The sequence below is a fragment of the Aquirufa sp. A-Brett2-15D genome (genome assembly GCF_054558735.1).
Genome location: NZ_JBSKFT010000001.1, coordinates 728,689 through 754,702, shown reverse-complemented (window position 1 = coordinate 754,702; position 26,014 = coordinate 728,689). Strand labels below are relative to the sequence as shown.

Genomic DNA, 26,014 nt, shown 5'->3' with positions numbered 1-26,014 from the left:
AGTCATTTTATTCTAAAATAGATGTTCGAATTCGTTTAATTCAGACAGGTTTTCTGGAATCGCACTAATTGTTTTACTTTTTGTATTGACTAAATACAAGCTAGGAGTAGAGAATACCCCATAGTCTTTTCTGATTTTCGCATCGGCTTTTATGGGGATCCAATTCTCCGGAAAGCTCCAGGGATTCATCTCTTCATCGATCTGTAAGGCAATGACAGCTAATTTATTTTTGATAGAATAAGGAATTAAATCAATCAGTAATTCCGTGCAATGGAAACAAGATGGACTGTAGAATAATAGTAAAACGTTTTTTTTAGTTGATTTGTAATCGCTTAAACGGAATTCTTTTATCTCAATTTCAGGCGCCTTTTCACCCACCTGAAGCGATCGAATCTTTTGGATTTGCGCATTGATTTTTTCTTTAAATTTTGCAGGACAATCTGGATCAAGACTAAATTCTTCTAGTTTTTCAATCCAGGAATTTTTTCCAGTAGATGCTATTTTTAGGTAATAAAAATCGACGGCCTCTCCATAGCGAATGGAGGAATGTTTTTTTAACTCTCTGATGTGGATTATAACCTTTTCTATTGAAATGCGTTTTGCTTTGTGGTCTCCAAAAATGGGAAAATTTTCAGCCGATTGTTGCGCATACATACTAAATGACAAAAGGAAAAAACTAACGTATTTTATCATTGTTTAATCTCGAATACAACGAACCGAAAATCCAGCATCCTTATCATTATTGGATATTTGATTGTAAGTGCTTGTAGTATAAATGACTAAGGCTTTTCCTAAGTTTATATCGGTGGAGGTTGCACTCCAATAAAAAAATTTTGATCCCCTGTCAGTTAAAGCAGTGGATGTTCCTTGACTTATATACCCAGCAGCATGCATTTTTAGTGCTCCCGCATAAGCTTGTGCCCTTAAGTTAGCGCTATTGACATTAGTCCATTCCGTTACAGTTGGAATTCGCCATCCAGCACCTAATTCAAGCGTGCACGGATCTTTTATTGCCTCCCAATTCACCGTTCCCGTATTGGTATTCGTAGTTGGAAAACTTGGTGAGGTGACAGTGCCATTATTTTTATAGCCCTTTTTCTTATTGAACTGCCAATACCATCCGGCTGAAGCTTCCGTAGCATCGGTCTCAGATATAGCCTGATTTGTTGAACCTAAGTTTTGGGTAATCCAGCATTTTTCTGATCCACTGAGTGATGATTTAACCGTACCGTAGGTAACGGTTTTATTTTCTGCAGCCACCCCGTTTGCTGCAACATGAACTATGGTAAGCGTATTTCCACAAATAAAAGTGTATGTTTTTTTTCCAAAGCGCTCTAGACCCTTACCGCTACCTATTTTTCCACTATAATCGATATAAAGTGAAGAATTCGTAATCCGAAAACCAGATTTAGTTAATTGAGAAAAACTCAAAAATGGAATTAATAGTAAAATGAGGAAGCTTTTCATCCTTTTAGTAGAAATAATCAATTTGAATTCGGTCACTCACAATTAATGAATAAGCCTCATTGTTTGCCGGAATGTAAGTGAATGTTGTTCCCGAAAGACTAAAAGCAGTCTTTGATATTCTGACCCCATTAATATATAGTTTTAAAAGGGAGGTACTTGATTTGGTTTGGGTTAAGTTAAATACCGTTTGGCCTGCTGCTGCTGTATATTCATCGGATACGTCCCTAACTAAACTATAGTCTGTTCCGATTACCCCAGCGCTCATGGCGGATGTTCCATTTCCTTTTATCAATCCGGTTAACGTAGATGCGCCAGTTCCTCCGTTACTTACTCCTAAGGTGCCAGAGACGCCAGTCGTTAAAGGTAATCCGGTTAAATTAGTAGCTATTCCTGAGGCAGGAGTCCCTAAAACAGGAGTTGTTAAAGTAGGAGACGTTAACGTCTTATTGGTCAAGGTTTCTATGCCTGTTAGGCTTGCTTTTAAATTTAAGGCCGTTTGAGTGGCCGTGCTAATGGGTTTCAATAAGTCAGTCGTGTTATCAACATTGGTTAAACTGACCATTGCTTTTGTAATTCCAGATACCGTACCGGTGAAAGTAGGGGAGTCAATAGGCGCTTTCAACGCTAATGAAGCACTACTAGCTTTTGTATCTAAGGCTGTTTGGGTAGCGGAACTAATGGGTTTTAATAAATCGCTTGTATTATTAACATTGCCTAAGCCTACTTTAGTTGGACTTATTCCTGAAGCTATTTTTGCATCTGTAATAGCACCGCTAGCAATTTCTGGACTCGCCGCTGTTCCAGTTAAATCGCCGGCTAGCCTAATTTTGCCATTCAATAAGGTAGTGGCATCCACTGTTTTAGAGGCATCTACATAGGCCATGTTAGCTGCATCTGTGGCTAAGCTAGGTTGATCTGTTAAAGTTATTTTCTTTCCAGTTGGGAAAAGTAAGTTGCCCTGCATTGTACTGCCTGCTAATTGCACATAGCGGGCATCTGTGGTACCTATATTATTTGTAATCTCATTCCAACTAGTACTTACAAAAATGAAGGTTCGGCCATTATTAGAGCCAGTGGGATCGCCGGACACAATAAAAATATCTCCTTCTACAGGTGTTCCACTCGTTGTAAATGATCCACCATTATAGACACCTGTATAATTTCGTCCTAGTGAAATAGCAATCTCTCCTGCCGAATTAGGCGACACGCCATTCACTTTTTTAACGGTGCCTTTCAAGTCTAAGGCTGTTTGGGTAGCCGTGCTGATCGGCTTACTCGCATCCGAGGTATTGTTTACATTGCCTAAGCCCACCATTGTCGCTGTTATTCCGGATACGATCCCTGTGAAGGTTGGCGATAGGATTGGAGCTTTTAGGGCAAAACTTGTACTAACATCGGAGGCATTTGCTTTTAAGTCCAAAGCTGTTTGAGTAGCCGAACTAATGGGTTTATTCTCGTCACTTGTATTATTGACATTAGCAAGACCCACCATAGTTGCATCGATACCTGAAACAGTGCCTGTAAATGTAGGCGATGCGATAGGTGCCTTTAAATTCAAATCAGTAATATCTGCCTTTAATGCGAGATCGGTTGAGTTTGCTTTTAAGGCCAAAGCTGTATTAGACGCTTTCAAATCTAGTGCAGTTTGTGTAGCCGTGCTAACGGGTTTAGAAAGATCGGAGGTATTATCTACATTAGCTAAGCCCACCTTGGATGCACTGATACCAGCGGCTACTTTGGCATTTGTGATAACCCCTATCGCAATTTCAGGACTTGCTGCTGTCCCTGATAAGTCTCCAGCTAACCTAATTTTACCATTCACAAGTGTAGTAGCGTCGACTGTTTTAGAAGCATCTACATAGTCTTTATTTGCTGCATCTGTGGACGATGTGGGTAGATCAATTAGTGATATTTTTTTCCCAGACGGGAAAATCAGATTTCCTTGCAACGTACTGCCGGCTAATTGTACATACCTCGCATCTGTAGTGCCTATATTATTAGTTATTTCGTTCCAAACTGTATCCACGTAGATAAATGTTCGACCATTATTAGCACCATCTAGATCAGCAGAGACAATAAAAACATCGCCATCAACAGGTATTAACTTGGTTACGAAAACTCCTCCATTATATAGTCCTGTAAAATTATTGCCTAGGGAAATAGTTATTTCACCGCTCGCATTAGGCGTTACTCCATTCACTTTTTTAACGGTTCCTTTTAGGTCCAAAGCCGCTTGTGTAGCCGTACTAATTGGTTTTGTTAAATCGGTGGTATTGTTGACATTGGGAAGTCCCACCATCGTAGCACTTATTCCAGATACAATTCCAGTAAAAATAGGAGAGGCCAGGGGTGCCTTTAAATTCAAATCTGTCGTGTCAGCTTTTAGGGCTAAGTCAGATGCATTTGCTTTTAGGTCAACAGATGAAGTGCTAGCCTTTAAGTTTAAAGCCGCTTGTGTAGCCGTACTAATGGGTTTATTAAGATCAGAGGTGTTATTCACTAAGCCAAGACCCATTTTTGCTGGATTAATCCCAAAGGCAATTTTTTGATCCACCACACTCGAATCCTTCAGCTTAGCACTAAGAATTGCCCCATCAATGATTTTTTCCGATGTAATTGCATTTTCCTTAATAATGGGAGCCGTTGCTAAACCAGAAAGATCTCCTGATAATTTAATTTTTCCTGGAATAATTTCGGATGCCAAAGGGACATCATTTAAAATTAGTTGGTCTATTTGATTCTTTATTTCTAAGCGTAGAGTGGCTAAATCAGTCTGATTTAATAGGCCTGCATCATTCTGAAAATAGGATAAGCCTTTAGGGGAGCCTTTCACATTTAGGTAATCCACAGACTTCGCGTATAAGGCATAAGGGCTATATTGAAGTGTGGAACGACTAATTTCTGTAAAACTAGAGGCAGATGCGAATTTTACCTCCACCTGAAGCGTTTTAAGTGTATCTGACCACGAAATTTCATCAAAAGAATTTCGAGTGATTTTTAGTCCTTTACCAATAATGACATTGATTAATCCATAAACATCGGTTTGAGTGGTTTGGGTCTCTTGGTAATCAAGACGAGTTCCAGTTAATAGACTAAATTTTAATTGAATTGTAGTCTGGGCAAGGGGTTGACCTGTATAGTTATTTCCCGGCATCGAAATGGGAGTAGGGTCTAGAATTACGGCTTGGTAATTAATTCCCGTTTTTTGGCCAAAAGAAAATAGTGAAACGCCTAAAATTAGGATCGTATATAAGAAATTAGGCATAGTTATTTTAGTGGGGTATATTGAATGCCAAAACCGAAAGATGCCGGATTTATCGCAAATTGGCTACCATCATTTTGATTGATATTTAGTTGCCAAGCATTGGAGAAGTAGGTAAAAAGGGCCGTTTGGGAATTCACTTGTTTCGCAAGTTTCACATCAGCCCCTATTTGAAATTGAATACGATCAAATTGCTTGTTAGATTGCAAATTAAATACTCGATTTCCCATCTTTTGGGACCCTAATAGTAATTTATTTACTTGAATCAGGCTTCCGTACTGTAGACTATATCCGCGACCTAATCTTGATTTCATGCCGATTCCTACTTGTATTCCTACATAAGCGGTTGAATAGGAAAAGGGGGTATTTTGAGTTTCTCCTACTGAATTAAATTGGTTAATTGCTAGCCCAACTTGGTAGGTTAATTTTCTTAAAAATTTACTAGATGTTTTAACAGAATCAATCAATCGGTTCGTTCGTTGTATAGAAAGATGTAAACCTGCGTCAGGTTGAAAGGAATTTTCTGCTTTGCCCGCAGGACTTTGGTATCGGAAGCTAGCGGAATTAATTCCCATCTGGTAATTCCAATCTTGAGCCGCACTAGGTAGCGTACTCAAAATTGAAATTAAACAGACAAGTAATAAAATAAATAGAGGGGTTAGGTATTTTTTTGTACTCATGTTTTAGTGGTTAGTATCCTTAAGAATAACTGTGCAAACTACACAAAACGTTTTGAAATGAAGGGGCTAGAAATTAATTGTAATCTGGTAAAAAGCGCTAATTGTCTTTTGGAGGTTATGAAGTGCGAATTGAGACAGCTTATAAATGTGAGATTATCAAGAAACTGATAATCTCATTTTTCGATTAGGATTAGCTATTATTTAATTGCATTATCTTAAAATTGATCTATTTTTTATTTGGTATATTGCCAAAAAATTACGGAAAATGAAAATCACCTATTTAGCTAATTATGCCGAATTAAGTCAAAAGGCAGCACATTTAATAGCAGACGAAGTACAGAAAACCCCTGATTTATTGTTTTGTGCCGCAACCGGAGGAAGTCCTACAGGGATGTATGCAGAAATGGCTAAAGATAAATTGACTTATACTAAAATGCGTGTAATTAAGATGGATGAATGGGGAATTATACCATTGAGTCACCCTGATTCTTGTGAGTCTTACCTGATTAAACACCTGCTTGGGCCTTTAGAAATAGCTGACGACCGGTATACCTCTTTTGATACTGCTCCCGAAGTTGTTGAAGAAGAATGCCAGCGTTTAGGCCAGTTTATGAAAGCTAATGGACCTTTAGATATTTGTATTTTAGGATTAGGAAAAAATGGACATATTGCCTTTAATGAGCCAGCATCAAGCTTAAATCCAGATTTTCATAAAGCGGTGTTAGCTGAATCCACGATTGCGCATGACCCAGTACTTTCTCAAGGTTCAGAACCAGCTTATGGGCTTTGCGTGGGTATGGAGGGGATTATGCAATCAAAAAAAATCATCTTTTTGATTACTGGAAAAGGAAAACAGGATGCGGTTAAACGAATTATGGATCGTAAAATTGGAACAGATTGCCCGGCTTCATTTTTATGGATGCACCCTAATGTAGAATGTTTAATTGATTCATCTGCGATTTAATCCTTAAAGGGATGACGTTCTAACCAGTTTGTATTGGGCTCTAGCAAAGGAAAAATCCAAGATAGATTCTTGTGAATCAGTGAATTAGAATGCCGCATAAATCCATGTAATTGGATGGGTGTAGCTCCTATTGAACTTTTAATTTCAAGCGCTGTTCTACCTAAAATGATTCGTTCAAAGCCCTGTGAAATTCCACATCCGATGATATCATAAAGCATATTCAGATAGAGCATTTTCTCTCGTTGAATGGCATCATTATAGCCTAAAAAGTAAGTTTCTAATTCATTTCCATGACGAATAACGGTGGTGAAACCGACTAGCTCCCTCTCAAGATAATAACCACGTAGAATAAAGTCATCCCCCAGCTGTTTTTTGAAAATTGAAAAATGGCCCGAAGGTAATATAAAGGTATTAAAAGGGGCATTTTTAGCTACATGTAAATAGAGCGAATCGATAGATTCTTCGTTTTTAATTATTTCCTGCAGACTTAACTCTTTGGTGCTGATTTCTGCTCCCTTTTTACGACAACGCTTAAATTGATCTCGGTATTTTTTAGTCAAATCACCCACATAGTCCCCTTCATTTTTCCATGTAGGTCTAATTTCTACTACCATATTTGGCTGTGAACTAAACGGAAAATCATTTTCGAATGAAGACGTTTGGAATAGTTTTACTTGCTCTTCGTTGAAATCTTTGAATATGCTTAGGTGAGTTTTTTTAGGCCAAAAGCGGGTAATTTCCCTCAATTGTTCCAACACCTTTATATGATTTATAGTAGGTAAACAAGCATAGGCATTTTGGCCACTTAACATATTATTTCCCACTATGACTAATTTAGAAGCAAACTGCCGAAAGAGAAAATTTCTCAATTGAGTTAAGAAAAAGCTATCCCTTTCTCCAAAACTCGTCAATAAAGCTAAGTCTATTTCTTGAATCAAGGCAGTGGCTATCAACCTTTCCTCTTCAAAAATGCCAACAAATGTACATTGCATATTTAGTGGCGATGATTGCTCAAGAATACCTAAATATTTTTTCTGCAAGAAAATACACGATACTGACACCTGATCCCAAGATTCAGGTAAATCACTAATGCTTTTAAAAAGGTGATGGGTGTAAGTAATACTCAAGGATATTTATTCAACATATGTTTAACGTGGATAAGGAATTAATTGTTCCCAAATAAAATATAAAGAATGGTAAATGGTGAATGTCTCTTCAGGACTGACCACTGACAACTGTCGACTGGCTACTGAATACTGACGCTACGCGTAATCAAAGAACAAAGAGCAAAGCACAAAGAATTATAAATGGTGAATGGTAAATGGTGAATGTCTCCTCAGGACTCATTCCCTCCGGACTGACGCTACGCGTAATCAAAGAACAAAGAGCAAAGTACAAAGAATTATAAATGGTGAGTGGTAAATGGTGAATGTCTCCTTCGGACTCATTCCCTCCGGACTATCGACTAGTGACTAGCGACTAGTGACTGACGCTGCGCGTCATGTGGCCCCGCCGGGAATCGAACCCGGATCTAGCGTTTAGGAAACGCCTATTCTATCCGTTGAACTACAGCGCCAATTCCTTTTTATTCTTTGTGCTTTATGCTTTGTGCTTTCCAGAGCAATAGCTCTTTCAGAGCTATTGCTCTGGAGTATACCCATCATTATGCCCCATCAAGTGATTTCCCTCTAACCAGTTCGGGAAAATTTGCTGGTGTTTGTCTTGTATCATATTCATGATTGTCTCGCGAAGTTCTGCAAGATTACTGCGTTGTTCTGCGGAGATGAAGACCGTTTTAGGCGTATTGGTTTTCCAGTGCGTATTATTTAAAAAGACAGTCACTCGGTCCATCTTACTCAGTTGCGGCTCGCCGTCTATTCCGACTTCAGATCCTTCGAAGAAAATATCTTCCACAGGGAAGAGATCGATTTTGTTGAATACAAGAATGGTGGGTTTGTCACCTACACCCATTTCGTTTAAAATTCCTTGGACGACTTCGATTTGTTCCTCAAAATTAGGGTGAGAGATATCCACCACGTGTAATAATACATCCGCTTCGCGCACCTCATCTAGAGTCGATTTAAAGGACTCGATTAATAGGGTAGGGAGCTTACGAATGAAACCTACGGTATCTGTCAATAAAAATGGGATGTTATCCCAAACTACCTTGCGAACCGTAGAATCCACCGTTGCAAACAATTTATTTTCAGCGAAAACATCCACTTTAGCTAATTTCTGCATCAGTGTCGATTTACCCACGTTCGTATATCCCACTAAAGAAACACGGACCATACGGTCACGGTTTTTGCGTTGGGTATAGGACTGTTTGTCGATTGCTTCTAATTTATCCTTTAAAAAGGAAATGCGATCGTTAGCAATACGACGATCGGTTTCTAATTCTTTTTCACCTGGTCCACGCATACCTACTCCACCGCGTTGTTTGGAAAGGTGAGACCACATACGGGTAAGTCGCGGTAACATGTATTGGTATTGCGCGAGTTCAACCTGGGTTTTGGCCTGAATTGTTTTGGCACGCTGAGCAAATATGTTAAGAATCAATAAACTACGATCTAGTACCTTCATCTCTTTGCCCAAGAGTGAGATTTCATATTCGATGTTACGGACTTGTGATGGGCTTAAATCATCATCAAAAATGAGCATATCCACATCTTTCGCTATTATATAAGCAATAATCTCTTCTAATTTCCCCTTTCCTACGTAGGTGCGGTTATCGGGTTTAGCTAAGTTTTGTGTGAAACTTGCTAAGGTCAATACACCTGATGTTGAGGCTAAAAAGGCCAACTCCGCTAAATATTCCGACGTTTGCACCGTATTTTGTTTCTGCGTCGTAACAGCAACAAGTACCGCTGTCTCTTTTTCTTCTCCCGTACTAAATCCGTTTTCTTCCTTCATATCTGATGCTAAAAAAAGCCTTCCTGCTAAGAAAGGCTTTCATTGCGAATATAGTTCAATTTATAAACTTTGAATTAATTTTAAATTCAAGGTAACATAATCTTCATTTTTTCCTTCTTTGGCTAAGGCCATTGATTTTTCCGCACTTGCTTTCGCAGCTACTTTATTACCAGCTTTCGCTTGAATCTTAGCTTGTAAATGCCAAATCCAATAAGCGCTCGAATTTGCTTCAATAGCTTTAGCGACCCATTCCATTGCTTTATTTAAATCACGACCCGTTTCAAAATAATAAGAAGCAGATTCAAAATAAGGACGGGTATCTGCCGCCATGGCTTTATCTATAGATGCTACAATTTTAGAGTCAATATCTGTTTCCATTGGAATGGATACGCTTACTTTCTCCCAGGATAGCACTAAATCCATTTTGTTCGAAACAACGTTAGCAAAATGAATCGTAAATGATTCTACTGATTGGGATAAGGTAGTTGCAGCGATTTTGACTTTCAAGACATCTTCTTCTGGCTTGTAATTAAACACACCATTCGTTCCTTTACTGAAGATAACTTCCCAGGAATATTGTGACGGGATAGTTAACAACTGGTAGGTTCCGGCTTTTAGGGTTTGGCCTGCAATTTTAACATCTTCTCCTAAAGTTATGCTAGTAGGTGAATTAGCACCCGTACGCCATAATTTCCCGAAAGGAACAACATCTCCAAAAATTTTACGTCCTTTAATCACCGGGCGGGAGTATTTTACCTCCACTGATGACAAAGAAAAATCTTGTTTAATGCTTTGCGCAGGACTTGGTGAAGGCATTTTAATGCCTTGAGCTAATGCAGCTGTCGAAATAACCGATAATAGAATAAACAATAACTTTTTCATACTTATGCGCTTAATGCCTCTGCACCCCCTACGATCTCTAAAATTTCCTTCGTAATGGCTGCCTGACGTGAACGGTTATATTCTAATTTTAATGCCTTAATCAATTCACCTGCATTTTCTGTCGCTTTATCCATCGCTGTCATACGAGCGCCATGTTCAGAAGAATTGGACTCTAATAAGGCACGGAAAATGGACAATTTAATAGACTTGGGAATTAATTCAGAAATAATTTCTTCTTCGGTCGGCTCAAAGATATAATCTACTGAGCTAGCTTTTTCACCTGTTTCTGAGGCTACCAAAGGAAGTAATTGTTCTGTTTGAATAATTTGTGTGGCCACATTCTTCGAAAAGTTGAAGAGGATTTCCACTACATCATATTGCTTTTCAGTGAAGGATTTCAATACAGCCTCACCTATTTCACGTACGTTTGTGAAGTTCAAACGAGTGAAAATATCTGTATGTGCATCGTTCATTTTATAACCACGGCGAGCTAAATATTCTGCTCCTTTTTTGCCCAAAGATAAAACCTCCACATTCCCAGTTTCCTGAAGACGTGCATATTTCTCTTGAACTAAGGCCATGGTTGCTTTACCTACGTTCGCATTGAATGCGCCGCAAAGTCCACGATCCGATGTTACCACAATGATTAATGCATTTTTGATCTCCCGAACTTCTGTGAAAGGATTCTCCGCTCCAGCTTCTGATTGAGCAGAAACCGTTGCAATCATTTCCGCTAATTTCTTAGCATAAGGGCGCATTTGGTGTATGGCATCCTGAGCACGACGCAACTTCGCTGCCGAAACCATTTTCATGGCTTTGGTAATTTGCTGCGTCGAGTTGACGGATACAATTCTATTTCTTACTTCTTTTAAGGAAGCCATAGTGTTTTAATTTTATGCTTTGTATTTAGCTGCTACTTCATTACCTACACGCTTTAACGTGGCAGTTAATGTATCATCGTATTTACCTTGACCTAAAGCTTCTAATGTTGCTTTTTCTGTGGCACGTAAAACTTGAATAAAATCTTGTTCGAATTCACGAACTTTTTCTACAGGCACGTTATCTAAATTACCTGTTGTAGCTAAATAAATCATCGCAACTTGCTCTTCTACACGTTGTGGTGCGAATTGAGGTTGCTTTAACATCTCTAAGTTACGACGACCACGGTCGATCGTTAATTTAGTCGAGGCATCTAGATCAGATCCGAATTTAGAGAAGGCCTCTAATTCACGGAATTGAGCTTGATCTAATTTTAAGGTACCTGCTACCTTCTTCATTGACTTAATCTGTGCGTTACCACCTACACGAGAAACGGAGATACCTACGTTAATCGCTGGACGAATACCGGCGTTGAATAAGTTAGTTTCTAAGAAGATTTGACCATCTGTAATCGAAATTACGTTCGTTGGAATATAGGCAGAAACGTCACCCGCTTGTGTTTCAATGATCGGAAGAGCTGTTAAGCTACCGCCACCTTTCACTAAGTGTTTGATCGACTCTGGTAAATCATTCATGCTACGTGCAATCTCATCCGAGTTGTTAATCTTCGCAGCACGCTCTAATAAACGAGAGTGAAGGTAGAAAACGTCTCCTGGATACGCCTCACGTCCTGGTGGACGACGTAGTAATAGAGAAACTTCGCGGTAAGCAACTGCTTGCTTCGATAAGTCATCATAAACTACTAAAGCTGGACGACCTGTGTCACGGAAGAATTCTCCGATGGCAGCACCCGTAAATGGAGCGTAGAATTGCATCGGTGCAGGATCTCCTGCAGATGCTGAAACAACAACCGTGTAGTCCATCGCGCCAGCTTTACGAAGCGTTTGCTCGATTTGCTTAACGGTAGATGCTTTTTGACCAATGGCTACATAGATACAGAATACCGGCTCGCCTTTGTCGTAAAATTCTTTTTGATTAATGATTGTATCGATACAAACCGCAGTCTTACCCGTTTGACGGTCACCGATTACTAGCTCACGTTGTCCGCGACCTACGGGGATCATCGCATCGATTGCTTTGATACCTGATTGTAATGGTTCAGTTACTGGTTGACGGAAGATAACCCCTGGTGCTTTACGCTCTAAAGGCATCTCGTATAATTCTCCTGCGATAGGACCGTTTCCGTCGATAGGCTCACCTAAGGTGTTCACTACACGACCTAAAATTCCATCACCCACTTTAACAGAGGCAATCAGGTTAGTTCTTTTTACGGTATCACCCTCCTTTACAGAGCTAGAATCCCCTAATAATACAGCACCTACATTATCCTCTTCTAAGTTCAAGGCTAAAGCTTTTAGACCGTTTTCAAAAGCGATCAATTCACCTGCTTGTACATTTGATAGGCCATAAATACGTGCCACACCATCACCCACTTGGAGTACGGTACCTACTTCTTCTAATTCTGCTTGAGTCTTAGCTTGGGATAATTGTTCCCTTAAAATTGCTGAAACTTCGTCTGGTCTTACTGATGCCATATAAACTGGAGGGTTTTAGTAATTTATAATCTGATTTTACTAATTTATTTTGAATCAAATTTCGGGTGCAAAATTAGCTACGAAATTTGAATATTCCCATGATTTATCAAAATAAAAGTCGTTAATCATAAGACTTTTTAAAGAATTGAATTTGGGTGGCAATAAGGGGCATGTTAAATGCCGTTAAAATTCTTGAAAAAAAGGCAATTTTGCTTATCTTCGAATCTTTGAATAGAAATAAAATTAACATTAATTATGAAAATTAAATTGCTTGCCATTCTCTCTTGTTTCGTGTCTTTAACATCTATCGCTCAGACTAAGCCGAAAACTAAACCTAAATTGACCGTTTCAGTTACTAAAGTTCCCGTTAAGGAATTTTCGAATCAAGTAGATTCGGTTTCTTATGCAGTAGGCGTTTTAGTTGCGCAAAACTTTAAATCCCAAAAAGTGACCTTGAATCCAGCGATGGTGGCTAAAGGTTTTGAAGCTGCCACAAAAGGGGGAGCTTTAAAATTGACTGAGCAACAATGTCAAAGTATTGTTCAAAGCTATATGATGAAAAATCAAGAGTCACAAGCCTTAGAGCAATCGAAAGAATTTTTACCTAATAAAGAGGCTGGCGAGAAGTTTTTGGCAGAGAATAAAAAGAAAGATTCGATCATCGTAACCGAATCAGGTTTACAATATAAAATTATCAAGTTAGGAACGGGCCCTAAGCCAGTAGCGACAGATAAAGTGAAAACACATTACCATGGAACCTTGATTGATGGATTCGTGTTTGATTCCTCAGTGCAACGTGGCGAGCCGATTTCATTTCCAGTAAATGGAGTGATTCCAGGCTGGGTGGAAGCTTTACAATTAATGCCTGTAGGCTCGAAATTTAAATTATACATCCCGCAAAATCTGGCTTACGGTGTTCGAGGCGGTGGTCAAGCAATCAAACCTTATTCTGCTTTAGTTTTTGAAGTTGAATTATTAGAGATCGAAAAGTAAAACTATGAAGAAGATACTTCCTATTTTCATCCCACTTTCCCTTCTGGTTGTCTGGTTTATGCATGGTTCTGACTTGCAGAGCCAGGTGGTATACCAGGACGGGGATTTACAGCCATCCGCTTTACAGCGTAAGGTGGAAAGCAAAGTGTTTGAGATTTTAAGCAATTACCATTACCGTAAGATTCCGGTGAATGATTCGTTGTCTTCGAAAATCTTTGACGCTTATATCAAGCAATTAGACCCTAATAAGGTATTCTTTTTAGCAGATGATATGAAGGAATTAGAAAAGTATCGCTTTACGATTGATGAAGCACTTAATTTAGGGGATCTATCCTCTGCGTTTCAGATTTATAATACGTACCAAAAAAGGATGAAAGCGCGCTATGTTTTCATCAATGCCCAATTAGATAAGCCAACGGATTTTAGCCTTGATGAAACGTATCAGCCAAATCGCGAGAAAGCAGTTTGGGCGAATTCTGAGGCCGATTTAGATAATTATTGGCGTAAAGATTTGAAACGTCAATTGTTAGATTGGAAAATAGGTGGGAAAGCGGATACAACGTCTGTTCGTGAATTAAAGGAGCGTTACAAGCGTACCGAAAAATACATGGCTAAGACGAAATCGGAGGATGTTTTCCAAGTTTTCATGAATGCCTACACGGAAAGCATTGATCCTCACACGACCTACATGATCCCAAAAGCAGCGGAGGAATTTAATAAGGATATGTCCCAAAGTTTCGAAGGAATAGGAGCAACCCTTCGTTTAGATGGGGATTACGTAAGTATAGTAGACCTTGTTCCAGGTGGTCCGGCTTACCGTAGCAAGCAAGTTAATCCGAAAGACCGCATTGTAGGGGTAGCGCAAGGGGAGGATGGTAAATTTGTTGATATTATCGGTTGGTTTACAGATGATGCAGTTAAGCTAATTAGAGGTGCTAAAGGAACAGTAGTTCGATTAAAAATCTTACCTGGTTCGGGTGTAACAGGTTCGCCTACGACGGAAGTACGTATTGTTCGCGAGAAAATTAAATTAGAGGAGCAGACGGCTAAGAAGGAGATTTTGTTCCAAAAACAAGGCGAAAAAACCCTTAAAATCGGTTTAATCACCATCCCTATGTTCTACCGCGATTTCGAAGGGGCGCGTAATAATGAGGATGGATTTAAATCCACATCAGCAGATGTGCGCAAGTTTTTAGGGGAATTCAAAAAGGAAGGAATCGATGCTTTATTAATCGATCTGCGTAATAATGGGGGAGGTTCTCTAATAGAGGCAGTGGATTTAACGGGTTTATTCATAACGTCTGGTCCAGTGGTTCAGCGAAAAGAATCAACTGGCCAAATCACCCAAGAAAATGATGAAAATCCAGAATTAGTTTACGACGGCCCAATGGCTGTTTTGATCAACCGTTTCTCCGCTTCCGCTTCAGAAATTTTCGCGGGTGCTATTCAAGATTACCAGCGTGGTATTATCGTAGGGGAGCAATCTTATGGAAAAGGAACTGTTCAAAGTGTATTAGATTTAAGCCGTTTTGTGCGTTCTGAAAAGGAAAATCCAGGTGTTTTAAAAATTACGCTTGAGAAATTTTACCGAGTAACCGGAAGTTCAACCCAGCATAAAGGGGTTAGTCCTGATTTTGCTTTACCATCTGCCTTTTCGGCCGAAGAGTTTGGAGAGAGTTCTCAGCCTAGTGCTTTGCCTTGGGATATGATTCGGTCGACTACCTTTAAGAAGACAGGAAAAGTAAGCCCAACTACAATTAAACTTTTACAAACCGCCTTCCAATCGCGTCTTAAATCGAAGCCAGAACTTTTGAAATTGAAAGAAGATTTAGAGCGTTGGAAGAAGTTGAAGGAAACGAATTCGATAGCCCTGAATTATGATAAGCGTAAGAAAGAATTAGATGATCAAAAGAAAAAGCCGGATGAAACGCGAGCCGTAATGGATGTGATGGCCGGATCTGAATCGGTAGACGCAGACGGAAAGAAAGTGGAGTCGAAAGAAAAAGATAAGCATGCGAAGGATGCTTATCTGAAGGAGACGCAGCAAATTTTGGCTGATTGGGTAAAAAGACCTGCTGCTCCTGTAAAAACGGTGGCAAAAAAATAATGAAGCCTCTAGTTGACATTTTGGAAGAATCCTCAGTCCTGGTGAAAGAAACAGGGCAATGGATTCTACAACAGTCGACTCAGTTTAGTAGCTCCGACATTATTTATAAAGGGACGAATGATTTAGTTTCCTTCGTGGATCAACAAGCAGAAGCTAAATTAAAGCAGGGACTTTCTCAGATTTTTCCGGAAGCAGGATTCATTGCGGAAGAAACAGCTGCTACTTATGAAGACGTAGGGAATGGCTATTATTGGGTTATTGATCCTTTAGATGGCACCACGAATTTCTTGCATAAATTACCTGTTTTTGCCGTTTCAGTTGGATTGATTTTTGAAAAACAACCCATTCTAGGATTAATCTACGAGCCTAATCGGGATGAATTATTTACGGCAGTTAAGGGTAATGGGGCTCATTTAAATGGTTCCTCTATTCGAGTTTCACCAGAGAATTCTTTGTCTAAATCTTTATTAGCTACAGGATTTCCGTATTATGATTTTTCATATCAAGACCGATATTTGGATTTATTAAAGGAACTTATGCGTTCTTCACATGGTTTGAGACGCATGGGAGCAGCAGCGATAGATTTAGCCTATACGGCTTGCGGGCGCTTTGAGGGCTTCTTTGAAGCTAATTTGAAACCCTGGGATGTAGCTGCTGGAAAAATAATTATCGAAGAGGCTGGAGGAACGGTGACGAACTTCTCAGGAGGTCCAGAGGTTATTTTTTCTGGAGAAATTATTGGTGCAGGTCCTATATTTGCCGAATTTTTAGGAACTTTGCAATCGAAGTGGTTTGAATAACATGGAAAACGCAATCATCATTCTTGTATTTGCTTTAGCGCTGGTTTATCTGGGGCGAATGGTTTATATGCAGTTTTGGGGTAAAAATGCCGGTAATTGTGCCAAAGGTTGCGGAACATGTGCAGCTTCGTCCACTATCGATAAAATGAACAGTGAAAGAAGCTAATTCAGCCAAAATAATCGATTTTCAGATCATTAAACGTTTGTATGGCTTCATTCAGCCTTATCGTTTTCGCTTTTGGTTTTTGGTTTTTCTAATTCTCTGCATGGCGGGTATTTCTCCCGTTGTGCCCCTATTAATTCGCTATACCTTAGATAATTATTTAGGCCTAACCTTTCAGTCCGATTTGTTGCGCATGCTAGGTTGGATGCTTGGTGCCCTACTTTTGCAAACTTTTTTGCAGTTTTCAACCTCTTATTTGGCTGGTTATCTTGGCCAAACCGTTATTAGGGACATTCGCATCCAATTGTATGAGAAGATTGTTAATCTGCGCTTAGCTTTTTTTGATGCGACACCCATCGGTCGTTTAGTGACCAGAACCGTATCTGATATCGAAACACTGAACGATGTGTTTTCAGAGGGATTAGCTTCCATTGCGGGCGATTTATTGCAATTATTCCTCATCCTTGGGGTGATGTTTTATGCGGATTGGCGCTTGACCTTGATCATTATAGTCACCGTTCCTTTCATGGTATTTTCCACCTATGTGTTTAAGGAATACATAAAGAAGTCCTTTAATGAGGTGAGGACGGCAGTCGCAAATTTGAATTCTTTTGTTCAGGAACATATTTCAGGGATGTTAATTGTCCAAATGTTCCATGCTGAAAAGCAAGAATTAGCTAAATTCAATCGCATTAATGAGGAGCATCGGGATGCCAATATTCGAGGTATTTTCGCTTATTCAGTCTTTTTTCCGGTGGCGGACGTAATAGCGGCGATCGGAACAGGTCTCGTCGTTTGGGCCGCGTCCACCTATATTGTGAAGGAAGAAATGGGAGTAGGTACTTTGACTGCTTTCATCATGTTTATCAACCTTTTTTATCGCCCTATTCGTATGTTAGCGGACCGTTTTAATACTCTTCAAATGGGAATTGTGTCCACTGAACGTATATTAACACTTCTGGATTCGACTGATTATATTCAAAATAATGGCAGCATTGAGGCGGATCAAATCAAAGGGAAAATTGAATTTGCCGATGTTACCTTTGCCTATCAAGAGCCAGAATGGGTGGTTCGAAACGTAAGTTTCAAGGTAGAGGCCGGGAAGACGTGTGCGATTGTAGGGGCTACTGGAGCAGGTAAATCATCTATTATTGGATTATTAGGCCGTTTATATGATTGCCAAAGTGGTGAAATCAACATCGACGGCGTCGCCTTAACTTCGTATGAGATAGGATCCTTGCGTAAAAATATTGCGGTCGTATTACAGGATGTATTCCTATTTAGCTCTTCGATCGCTTATAATATTCATTTAGGGGATGAATCCATCACCCATGATAAAATGGTCGAGGCGGCTAAAGCGGTGGGCGTACACGAATTTATCCTTTCTTTACCTGGTGGGTATGATTACGAGGTCAAAGAACGGGGAGCAACCCTGAGTGTCGGTCAAAGGCAGTTGATTTCGTTTGTTCGTGCTTTGGTCCATAATCCTAAAATTATTGTTTTAGATGAAGCCACTTCCTCGGTGGATTCAGAGACTGAGGTTCTAATTCAACAGGCAATTTCTACTTTAATGAAAGGTCGTACCGCAGTAGTGATTGCACACCGTTTATCTACTATTCGAAATTCAGATCAAATATTAGTGATGGATAAAGGGGAAATTAAAGAGCGGGGGTCTCAGGATGAATTATTAGCTTTAGATGGGTTATATGCTCAACTCTATCATTTACAATTCAGAAAATAAACGTATCTTTGCGGCTTATGAATTTGAAAAATAAAATACTTATTGGTTTAGTCGCTTTACTTGGTTTAAGTGCCTGTGGAAAGTTCGAGAAGTTCAGAAAGAGCGCGAGTGTTCCTGCGAAATTTAAAGCCGCTGTCGACTATTACAAGAAGAAGGAGTTTGACAAGGCTGGGATTCTTTTCGACGAGGTTTTACCCTTATTAACAGGGGATTCCACTCAAGAAATGGCTACTTTTTACCAGGCGAAATGTGACTTTGAATTAAGTAATTATACGGTCGCAAATACTCACTTTAAACGTTTCTCAGAAGTTTTCTCTCGCAGTGAATACGCAGAAGAATCCATTTATATGGCGGCATTTTCGCTATACAAAGATTCCCCTACTTTTAATTTAGACCAAACAGGAACCCTATCTGCCATCAATGAATTGCAGAGTTATTTAAATAATTATCCTGAATCGAAATACCGGGAGGATTGCAGTGTCATGATTAGGGATTTGCGTAAGAAATTAGAAAAGAAAGCCTACGAGAAGGCTAAATTATACTATAAGACATCCCCCTTCAATATTGCTTCTTTGAAGTCTTCAGTGATTGAGATTACAAATTTTCAGCGAGATTTTCCGGATTCAGATTTTAACGAGGAGATGGCTTATTTCAAAGTGATCTCTCAATTTGAATTAGCAAAAAGTACGATTGAATACAAGCAGAAGGAGCGTTTTGAAGAAGTATTGAAATTCTATTTAGAGTTTATTGATAAATATCCACAAAGTTCATACTTGAAAACGGCTGAAAAATGGTATACGGAAAGTCAAAATCAAGTGACCCGTATTGCTAAAATTGAAGCAGAATACAAGGTATTGCAGGAAAGGGAGAAATCGAATACGTCGAAAATTGCCACCAGCCCGCAATAGTATTTCTTAAAAATTAACATTAAATTTGCTATCTTAAATTATATAGAGATGTCTAAGACACCAACAAATCCATCCATCATTACACGTGATGTAGACAAAATTGCTGCTAAAACTGGTAATGTGTACGAATCAATTTCGATTGTAGGTCAACGTGCTCGTCAAATTTCAAGCAAGATGAAAGAGGAATTATCAGGTAAATTATCTGAGTTTGCTTCATCGGTTGATAATTTGGAAGAGATCTTTGAGAACCGCGAGCAAATTGAAATCTCCAAATACTATGAGCGTATGCCTAAGCCATCTGCTCTAGCAATCGATGATTTTTTAAATGATAAAATTGATTTCAGAAACCGCGAAGAAGGTACGACTGAAAGCTAGATCAAATCACGTTGATTTAATTCAATAGATCATGAAATCAATACGATTTCTGTTCATATTCTTTTTAAGTTCTTGGGCTGTTCAGGCTCAAGAACTTTCTACTACTATCACCATCAGTACGGAGCAATTACAGCTCGATCAGCAAAGAGGCGGTTCTACTGTCTATGCTGAATTACAACGAACAATGCAGGAATTTATGAATGGCCGAAGATGGTCATCTGATAATTTTGCGACGGAAGAAAAAATCAAGCTAAATATCAATTTACTTTTAACGAAGTCCTCTGCCCAAGGTGACATCGAGGCTACAGCCCGTGTTCAAGTGCTAAGACCCGTTTTTGGAACTTCCTTCGAAACGGTTTTATTGAATCTAGTCGATAAGAGTTTCAATTTCAAATACCAATTAGGCAACCCCATTACGTATAACGACAATAGTTTCTCTGATAATTTGAGCTCATTGATGGCATTTTATTCCTATTTAGGCCTGACGTATTCCTATGATTCATTTGGTTTAAAAGGTGGGGATCCTTTTGTTCAAAAATTAAATAACCTCACGAATTTAGCCCAAAACTCCGGCTCAGGCTGGGGAATCATTTCAGATGTCCGAAGTAGAATGGGTGTTTCAGAGAACCTAATTAATCAAAATTTGCAGGCCATGCGCGATATCTACTATGACTATCATCGCCTCTATTTAGATAAAATGACGGAAAATCCAGATGCCACTAGAAAAGGGATTTTGGAGATTCTAAAGCAAATTCGACAAGTAAATACGTTGCGTCCTGGTGCAGCTAGTATTCGTGTCTTTTTTGATGCTAAATCTGAAGAAATAATTTCGATTCTGGACGAAGCTCCCTCCGCTGAGCGCCAGCAGGCTTTCACTTATTTGAGCACATTGGATCCGATTAGGACGGAGGCTTATCGCATTCTATTAAAATAAGAAAGGGCTCAAATGAGCCCTTTCTTATTTTAATAGAATGCTCTCAAAGAGCAAAGAGCAAAGTTCAAAGTTCAAAGAAAAAGTCCGGAGGAAATATTTCAAATACAATCCCCGCAGGGGATTCCGCCATTGAACTTTGCTCTTTGATTTGAATTAAAAAGCTCTGCTTTTTAATTCAAACACCGCTACCAATTCCGTCTTATCCGTTACCTTATTCCTGTTATCAATTCTTTGGCCTAAAATCCAGGCAACAGAACCTTTGCTTAAAAGAATCTGAGTGTTCTTTTTAATGGCCAAAGGAACTTTCTTATCTGTAAGAAAGTCAGATATTAACTTCTTTTGATTCATTCCAAGTGGACAAAACCAATCGCCCTCCTGCACTTTTCGGATTTCTAGTGGGAAGTCAAGTGTGTCTGCATCAAGGCAGGCCACATTCGGATCCGTTATTGCTTTCCAATCTGCCGTTTTTTCTTCAATGAATATATGTAACTCTCGATTACCTATTTGGATAATTTCATCTTCCTCTGAAATAACGATAGGTTTGTAATCGGCTTGGCTTTTAGTACTAATGATCCATTGCGCACGGTCAATATTTAGGCTATGACTAGGGGATTCAAAAATGGCTCCCACCTTATCCGTAGTTAAAATGGATTCAATTATGGCAGAATTAAAGTGATGTTTGAGTAATAATTCTGTTAGTAAAACGGCATTTTTAGGTGTTTTAGCAGGTAATTTAACGTGAGTAATTCCTGTGGAATCTGTTGAACACGATTCAGTAACGAATGCTTGAAGTTCGTCTTGCATCCAAGCTTCAATGCCTTTGATTTTTTGGCTGGTTGCGGCTAAGGTTTGCTCAAAATGAGGATTTAATTCCTGGAATTTTGGCATTATCTCATGACGTATAAAATTGCGAAGGTATTTTGTGGATTCGTTCGAAGAATCTTCTCGCCAAGCTAGTTTTTGGGAAACGACAAATTCAAAAATAGCGTCCTGGTTTGCAAATGACATAGGACGAATAAGGTAGCCAGATTTCACAGGAATTCCGTGGAAACCCGCGATTCCGCTGCCTCTGACTAGATTTATTAACATCGTCTCTGCGCTATCTAATAAGTGGTGACCAGTGGCAATGTAATCATAGCCTTCTTTGACGCGGATTTCTTCGAACCATTGGTAGCGTAAAATGCGTGCTGCCATTTGAGTTGAGATTTTTTCCTGTGCCGCAAATGCGTTCGTGTCGAAACAAATGGTGTGATAAGGGACTTTCAGCGTTTTAGCGAATTTCTTGACAAAAATCTCGTCTGCTAAGGATTCCTCACCACGTAGACTGAAGTTGACATGGGCGATGCCGAAATTGAATTTGGCCAAAGAAAACAGTTTACTAAGTACAACAGAGTCTATTCCACCACTTACTGTGATCAAAATTTTCTGATCGGCTTGGAATAAATTCTCTTTTTGGACAAAATGGATAAAATCTTCCAGCATAAAAATGGTAAATTGCGTGTTCAATGGAGCTACGAAATTAGCGATTCAATTTCAAGATGCGTTACAAAGGTTGGATTTTCCTGTTTTTTCTTCTCAGCTTACCGCTTTTCGCGCAAGCTCAGGGACAGCTATTGCAAGTTATTCGAGCTGATAGCTTAATCGGGATGCAACAAGATTTAATCATGCGTAAGACGTTAATTGGGCGTGTTTTGTTACAGCAAGGAACTACTACGCTTTCCTGTGATCAAGCCGTATTAAACTCTACTACGAATAATGTGGAAGCCTATGGGCACGTTCGGATTATTCAATCTGATACGGTGACAATTACAGGGGACACGGCACTATATAATGGTAATATGCGCCAGGCATTTATCAGCGGCCGGGTGAAATTAGATGATCATACGATTATCTTAAATACGCCTAAATTAGATTATGATCTAAACTCTAAAATGGCGATTTATCATTCTGGAGCTAGAATTATTGATAAAAAATCTACTCTAACTAGCCGAGAAGGTTTCTATAATACCGTGACGAAAAATTTTCTATTTAAAGAAAAAGTGAGAGTAATTGATAAGGATGGAGGTTCCGTTAAAGCGGATTCCTTAAAGTATAATACCTTATCGAAGGAGGCCTATTTTATAGCTCCTACGGAAATTATTACTAAAAAAGATACGGTTATTACTAGCCGAGGTTTTTATAATACGATTTCCAAAGTTTCTAATTTCACTGGTCGTTCCACTGCGAAAACAGATGAATATATTTTGACGGCAGATACCCTTTTCTATGATTCTCCTACACAAATAGGAGTAGCGAAAGGACGAGTAGAGTTTTTATCTCAAAAAGAAAAGGTGATCCTAAAAGGTGATAATGGTCGATATGCTGGTAAAACAGGAATCACTCGAGTCTATGGCCACGCTTGGATGCAGAATATCATGGAAAAAGATACGCTGTATTTGACGGCGGACACTTTGGTATCGGTTAATATTAAAAAGGATTCCATTCGGAAGCTATTTGCCTATAAAAATGTATTGATTTATAAGTCAGATCTATCTGGCAGGTGCGATTCTTTGGGCTATAATGTGCAAGATTCGATCATTCATTTTTACCAAAAACCCATTCTTTGGACCCAGGGTTCGCAATCTCAAGCCGATTCCATTTCCTTATTTATGGGAAACCAAAAGCTAAAAGAAATGCGTTTGCGAGGAAAGTCTTTCGTTATTTCAATTGATTCCGCGAATCAGTTTAATCAGATTAAAGGGCGTAAAATATGGGTACATTTTAAAGACGATTCGAAATTGAACCGGGTGAATGTAGAGGGGAATGGAGAGAGTATTTATTATGTCATTGACGATAAAAAAGTCACGACGGGTTTAAATCGAGTGGAGTGCAGTCGGATGAATCTGTTTTTTGAGGATAATGCGGTGAAGAAAATTGCCTTTATCACAAAACCCGAGGCGAAGTTTGTACCTCCTAAAGAATGGAAAGAAGATCTCCAGCAATTGGATGGTTTCCGATGGCGTATCACTGAAAAGCCATCTCTTCAAACGATTTTGAAACGAGTTGAATATCAACAACCTGTTAAAAAACCTTAAAAAAAATTAATTGGTCTGAATTTGTACTAAATTCGTTTCAACGATTTGAGAATGAAATTAGTATTGCGACATATCACTTTATTATTCCTCCTAGCATCTCTGCTGGGTTTTAAAAATGACACCTTGTTATACCAAGGGGATCGCATCTTTGTTTCTCATCTCTACCCGAATCCAGCAGCAGAATATGCAGTCGTTGATTATCAATTTTCTAGCAATAGCCTAGAGGTTAAAATTGCCTTCTATAATGTGCTTGGATTAGTGGTGAAGGAAGTGGAGCTAGATCGAGATGATCGTTCTGCTAAAATCTCTTTACGAGACTTAAACAGCGGTCTTTATATGTATCAGTTATTAGTGGATGGGAAACCAGTCGCCACGAAGAAGCTGATGGTTAGAAAGCAATAAAAAAAGAGCCGCATGTATCGCGGCTCTTTTCGTTTTATTAAAACCCACTCACCGTTCTTTTAATGAAGGCAGTTAAATCAGACCCTGTTAAGAGATTTTGGGATAATAAAGCTAGATCTGAGATCTGTTTCGCTAGCGCTTTTTGTTCGCTTTCGTCTTTTAATTCAGCTAGTTTACTAATCAACGGGTGATTAGCATTGATGGTAATGTTATAGGTGTTTGGCATCGAACCAAACATTCCCATTCCGCCACCACCTGTTTTCGACATTTCACTCATTCTGCGCATAAACTCATTTTGAGTGACAATAGCAGGTAATTCGTCTGGTGACATGGCCTCTACAGCTACCACTTTTTGTTTGTCATTTAGGGTTTCTTCGAAGACCTTCTTGACGCTCTCTTTCGCAGCATCAGATAAAATCGCTTCTAAGGTTATCCCGGTGTCAATTAATTTATCAACAGCATCAGCATCGACACGTTTCCATTGCGTCTTCTCTGTTTTAGACTCCATTGTGTTAATGAAGTGGCTGTCGATTAGGGTATCCAATTTAATGATGGAGTAACCTTTGTTTTGGGCGGATTGAATAAACGCATCTTGTTGCTCGACGTCGGTGGTATACAAGTAAACCTTGTTTCCATCTTTGTCAGTTTGGGCAGCTTGCACCTCTTCACTGTATTCGTCTAACGTAAAATATTTATTGTTCGTATCTTGTACCAAACAAAAATCTTTCGCTTTCTCTAAGAATTTCTCATCCGAGATCATTCCGTATTTTATGAAAAGACCAATGTTTGCGAATTTCTCTTCGAATGACGGACGATCCGATTTGAATAATTCGGCTAATTTATCCGCTACTTTCTTCGTGATATACGAGTTGATCTTTTTCACATTCGAATCTGCTTGTAAGAACGAGCGAGATACGTTTAAAGGAATATCTGGTGAATCGATTACCCCGTGCAATAACATTAAGAATTCAGGAACGATGTCTTTTACCTCATCTGTGATGAATACTTGACGACTGTAAAGTGAGATTTTTTCGCGTTGCAATTGCATCTCGTTCTTCACTTTTGGGAAGTATAAAATACCCGTTAAATTGAACGGATAATCCACATTTAAGTGAATCCAGAATAAAGGCTTCTCTTGGAATGGGTATAATTCTTCGTAGAATTTCAAGTAATCTTCGTCCGTTAAATCGGATGGAGACTTAGTCCAAATCGGATTTGGGTTATTGATTACCTTATCGCCAAACTCAATTTCAATCGGCAAGAACTTGCCATATTTTTCTAAGATGGACTTTAATTTGAACTCCTCTAAAAATTCTTCTGAATCCTCTGCGATGTGCAAGATGATATCCGTACCGCGTGTTTTCTTTTTTGCTGGTCCGATGGTGTATTCTGTCGAACCATCACATTTCCAGGTGGCAGCCTCAGCTCCATCTTGATAGGATTTAGAGATGATCTCTACTTCTTTTGCTACCATGAAGGCAGAATAGAAACCTAGACCAAAATGTCCGATAATTCCTTTGTCATCACCTTGATCCTTGTATTTCTCCACGAATTCCGTGGCACCAGAAAAGGCGATTTGATTAATATATTTCTTGATTTCTTCGGCGGTCATACCGATACCGTTATCCGAAATTGTGATCGTTTTTTTGTCTTTGTCAAAACTAACCTTCACCTTCAGTTCCCCTAATTCGCCGTTAAATTCACCAATGGAACTTAAGCGCTTGATTTTTTGGGACGCATCTACAGCGTTTGAAACTAGCTCACGAAGGAAAATCTCGTGATCCGAATAGAGAAATTTCTTGATGATGGGAAAAATGTTCTCGGTGTGAATGGAGATGTTACCTGTTTCTTTCATATTTTTAAAAATTAATAATT

The 26,014-nt window shown here is 39.1% G+C and carries 22 protein-coding genes and 1 tRNA gene; 11 read left to right on the top strand and 12 right to left on the bottom strand.

The window, feature by feature from the left end; genetic code table 11:
* Positions 1-12 precede the first annotated feature (12 nt).
* The 4 genes from ACST14_RS03435 to ACST14_RS03420 are packed head-to-tail and all read right to left on the bottom strand — an operon-like array spanning position 13 to position 5,409.
* Entirely contained in the window at positions 13-693 is a 681-nt protein-coding gene (locus ACST14_RS03435) for a peroxiredoxin family protein (protein ID WP_459460581.1), read from the bottom strand.
* Between the two features lie 3 nt (positions 694-696).
* Complete coding sequence (locus tag ACST14_RS03430) at positions 697-1,467, bottom strand: fibrobacter succinogenes major paralogous domain-containing protein (RefSeq protein WP_459460579.1); 771 nt, start codon at positions 1,465-1,467, stop codon at positions 697-699.
* A gap of 4 nt (positions 1,468-1,471) precedes the next feature.
* Positions 1,472-4,732 (bottom strand): hypothetical protein, encoded by a 3,261-nt coding sequence (locus tag ACST14_RS03425; protein WP_459460577.1) that lies wholly within the window; start codon positions 4,730-4,732, stop codon positions 1,472-1,474.
* 2 nt (positions 4,733-4,734) lie between these two features.
* The gene (locus ACST14_RS03420) at positions 4,735-5,409 is read right to left on the bottom strand and encodes a hypothetical protein (RefSeq protein ID WP_459460575.1); all 675 of its coding nucleotides are present in this window, start codon (positions 5,407-5,409) and stop codon (positions 4,735-4,737) included.
* A gap of 265 nt (positions 5,410-5,674) precedes the next feature.
* Here ACST14_RS03420 and ACST14_RS03415 point away from each other — a divergent pair, with 265 nt between their 5' ends.
* A complete protein-coding gene (locus tag ACST14_RS03415) occupies positions 5,675-6,373 on the top strand; it encodes a 6-phosphogluconolactonase (protein WP_459460573.1) in 699 nt (232 codons plus the stop codon).
* Here the strand turns inward: ACST14_RS03415 and ACST14_RS03410 are convergent.
* From ACST14_RS03410 to atpA, 6 genes are all read right to left on the bottom strand, one after another.
* Positions 6,370-7,413, bottom strand: a complete 1,044-nt coding sequence (locus tag ACST14_RS03410; protein ID WP_459460571.1) for a hypothetical protein — start codon at positions 7,411-7,413, stop codon at positions 6,370-6,372. The two genes, ACST14_RS03415 and ACST14_RS03410, sit on opposite strands and share 4 nt — an antisense overlap.
* Before the next feature lie 464 nt (positions 7,414-7,877).
* Positions 7,878-7,949, bottom strand: a tRNA-Arg gene (locus ACST14_RS03405).
* Between the two features lie 62 nt (positions 7,950-8,011).
* Positions 8,012-9,286 (bottom strand): GTPase HflX, encoded by a 1,275-nt coding sequence (gene hflX / locus ACST14_RS03400; protein ID WP_459460569.1) that lies wholly within the window; start codon positions 9,284-9,286, stop codon positions 8,012-8,014.
* A 60-nt stretch (positions 9,287-9,346) separates the two neighbouring features.
* Positions 9,347-10,168: a DUF2911 domain-containing protein gene (locus ACST14_RS03395; RefSeq protein WP_459460567.1), complete on the bottom strand. Its 822-nt coding sequence runs from the start codon at positions 10,166-10,168 to the stop codon at positions 9,347-9,349.
* A 2-nt stretch (positions 10,169-10,170) separates the two neighbouring features.
* The gene (gene atpG, locus ACST14_RS03390; protein ID WP_459460565.1) at positions 10,171-11,049 is read right to left on the bottom strand and encodes an ATP synthase F1 subunit gamma; all 879 of its coding nucleotides are present in this window, start codon (positions 11,047-11,049) and stop codon (positions 10,171-10,173) included.
* A 12-nt stretch (positions 11,050-11,061) separates the two neighbouring features.
* Complete coding sequence (gene atpA / locus ACST14_RS03385; RefSeq protein WP_459460563.1) at positions 11,062-12,642, bottom strand: F0F1 ATP synthase subunit alpha; 1,581 nt, start codon at positions 12,640-12,642, stop codon at positions 11,062-11,064.
* 255 nt (positions 12,643-12,897) lie between these two features.
* Between atpA and ACST14_RS03380 the strand changes: the two genes are divergently transcribed.
* From ACST14_RS03380 to porD, 8 genes are read left to right on the top strand one after another with little or no spacing between them, the layout of a single operon-like run.
* Entirely contained in the window at positions 12,898-13,635 is a 738-nt protein-coding gene (locus ACST14_RS03380; protein WP_459460561.1) for an FKBP-type peptidyl-prolyl cis-trans isomerase, read from the top strand.
* A 4-nt stretch (positions 13,636-13,639) separates the two neighbouring features.
* On the top strand, positions 13,640-15,742 hold the full coding sequence (locus tag ACST14_RS03375) for a carboxy terminal-processing peptidase (protein WP_459460559.1): 2,103 nt from the start codon (positions 13,640-13,642) through the stop codon (positions 15,740-15,742).
* Entirely contained in the window at positions 15,742-16,542 is an 801-nt protein-coding gene (locus tag ACST14_RS03370; RefSeq protein ID WP_459460557.1) for an inositol monophosphatase family protein, read from the top strand. Before ACST14_RS03375 ends, ACST14_RS03370 begins: the two co-directional genes overlap by 1 nt.
* Before the next feature lies 1 nt (position 16,543).
* Positions 16,544-16,708, top strand: a complete 165-nt coding sequence (locus ACST14_RS03365) for a FeoB-associated Cys-rich membrane protein (RefSeq protein ID WP_459460555.1) — start codon at positions 16,544-16,546, stop codon at positions 16,706-16,708.
* A complete protein-coding gene (locus ACST14_RS03360; protein WP_459460554.1) occupies positions 16,695-18,446 on the top strand; it encodes an ABC transporter ATP-binding protein in 1,752 nt (583 codons plus the stop codon). The genes ACST14_RS03365 and ACST14_RS03360 overlap by 14 nt, the downstream gene beginning before the upstream one ends.
* 17 nt (positions 18,447-18,463) lie before the next feature.
* Positions 18,464-19,354, top strand: a complete 891-nt coding sequence (locus ACST14_RS03355; RefSeq protein WP_459460552.1) for an outer membrane protein assembly factor BamD — start codon at positions 18,464-18,466, stop codon at positions 19,352-19,354.
* 48 nt (positions 19,355-19,402) lie between these two features.
* A complete protein-coding gene (locus tag ACST14_RS03350) occupies positions 19,403-19,729 on the top strand; it encodes a DNA-directed RNA polymerase subunit omega (RefSeq protein ID WP_459460550.1) in 327 nt (108 codons plus the stop codon).
* A 31-nt stretch (positions 19,730-19,760) separates the two neighbouring features.
* A complete protein-coding gene (gene porD / locus ACST14_RS03345) occupies positions 19,761-20,663 on the top strand; it encodes a type IX secretion system protein PorD (protein WP_459460548.1) in 903 nt (300 codons plus the stop codon).
* A gap of 153 nt (positions 20,664-20,816) precedes the next feature.
* On the opposite strand, the gene tilS is transcribed toward porD, so the two are convergent.
* Positions 20,817-22,145 carry a tRNA lysidine(34) synthetase TilS gene (gene tilS, locus ACST14_RS03340; RefSeq protein ID WP_459460545.1) on the bottom strand — a complete coding sequence of 443 codons (1,329 nt, stop codon included), beginning with the start codon at positions 22,143-22,145 and terminating at the stop codon, positions 20,817-20,819.
* A gap of 56 nt (positions 22,146-22,201) precedes the next feature.
* On the opposite strand from tilS, the gene ACST14_RS03335 reads away from it, so the two are divergent.
* A complete protein-coding gene (locus tag ACST14_RS03335) occupies positions 22,202-23,737 on the top strand; it encodes an OstA-like protein (protein ID WP_459460543.1) in 1,536 nt (511 codons plus the stop codon).
* Between the two features lie 51 nt (positions 23,738-23,788).
* The gene (locus tag ACST14_RS03330; RefSeq protein WP_459460541.1) at positions 23,789-24,139 is read left to right on the top strand and encodes a T9SS type A sorting domain-containing protein; all 351 of its coding nucleotides are present in this window, start codon (positions 23,789-23,791) and stop codon (positions 24,137-24,139) included.
* A 37-nt stretch (positions 24,140-24,176) separates the two neighbouring features.
* Here the strand turns inward: ACST14_RS03330 and htpG are convergent, their stop codons facing one another.
* Entirely contained in the window at positions 24,177-25,994 is a 1,818-nt protein-coding gene (gene htpG, locus ACST14_RS03325) for a molecular chaperone HtpG (protein WP_459460539.1), read from the bottom strand.
* Between the last annotated feature and the right edge of the window lie 20 nt (positions 25,995-26,014).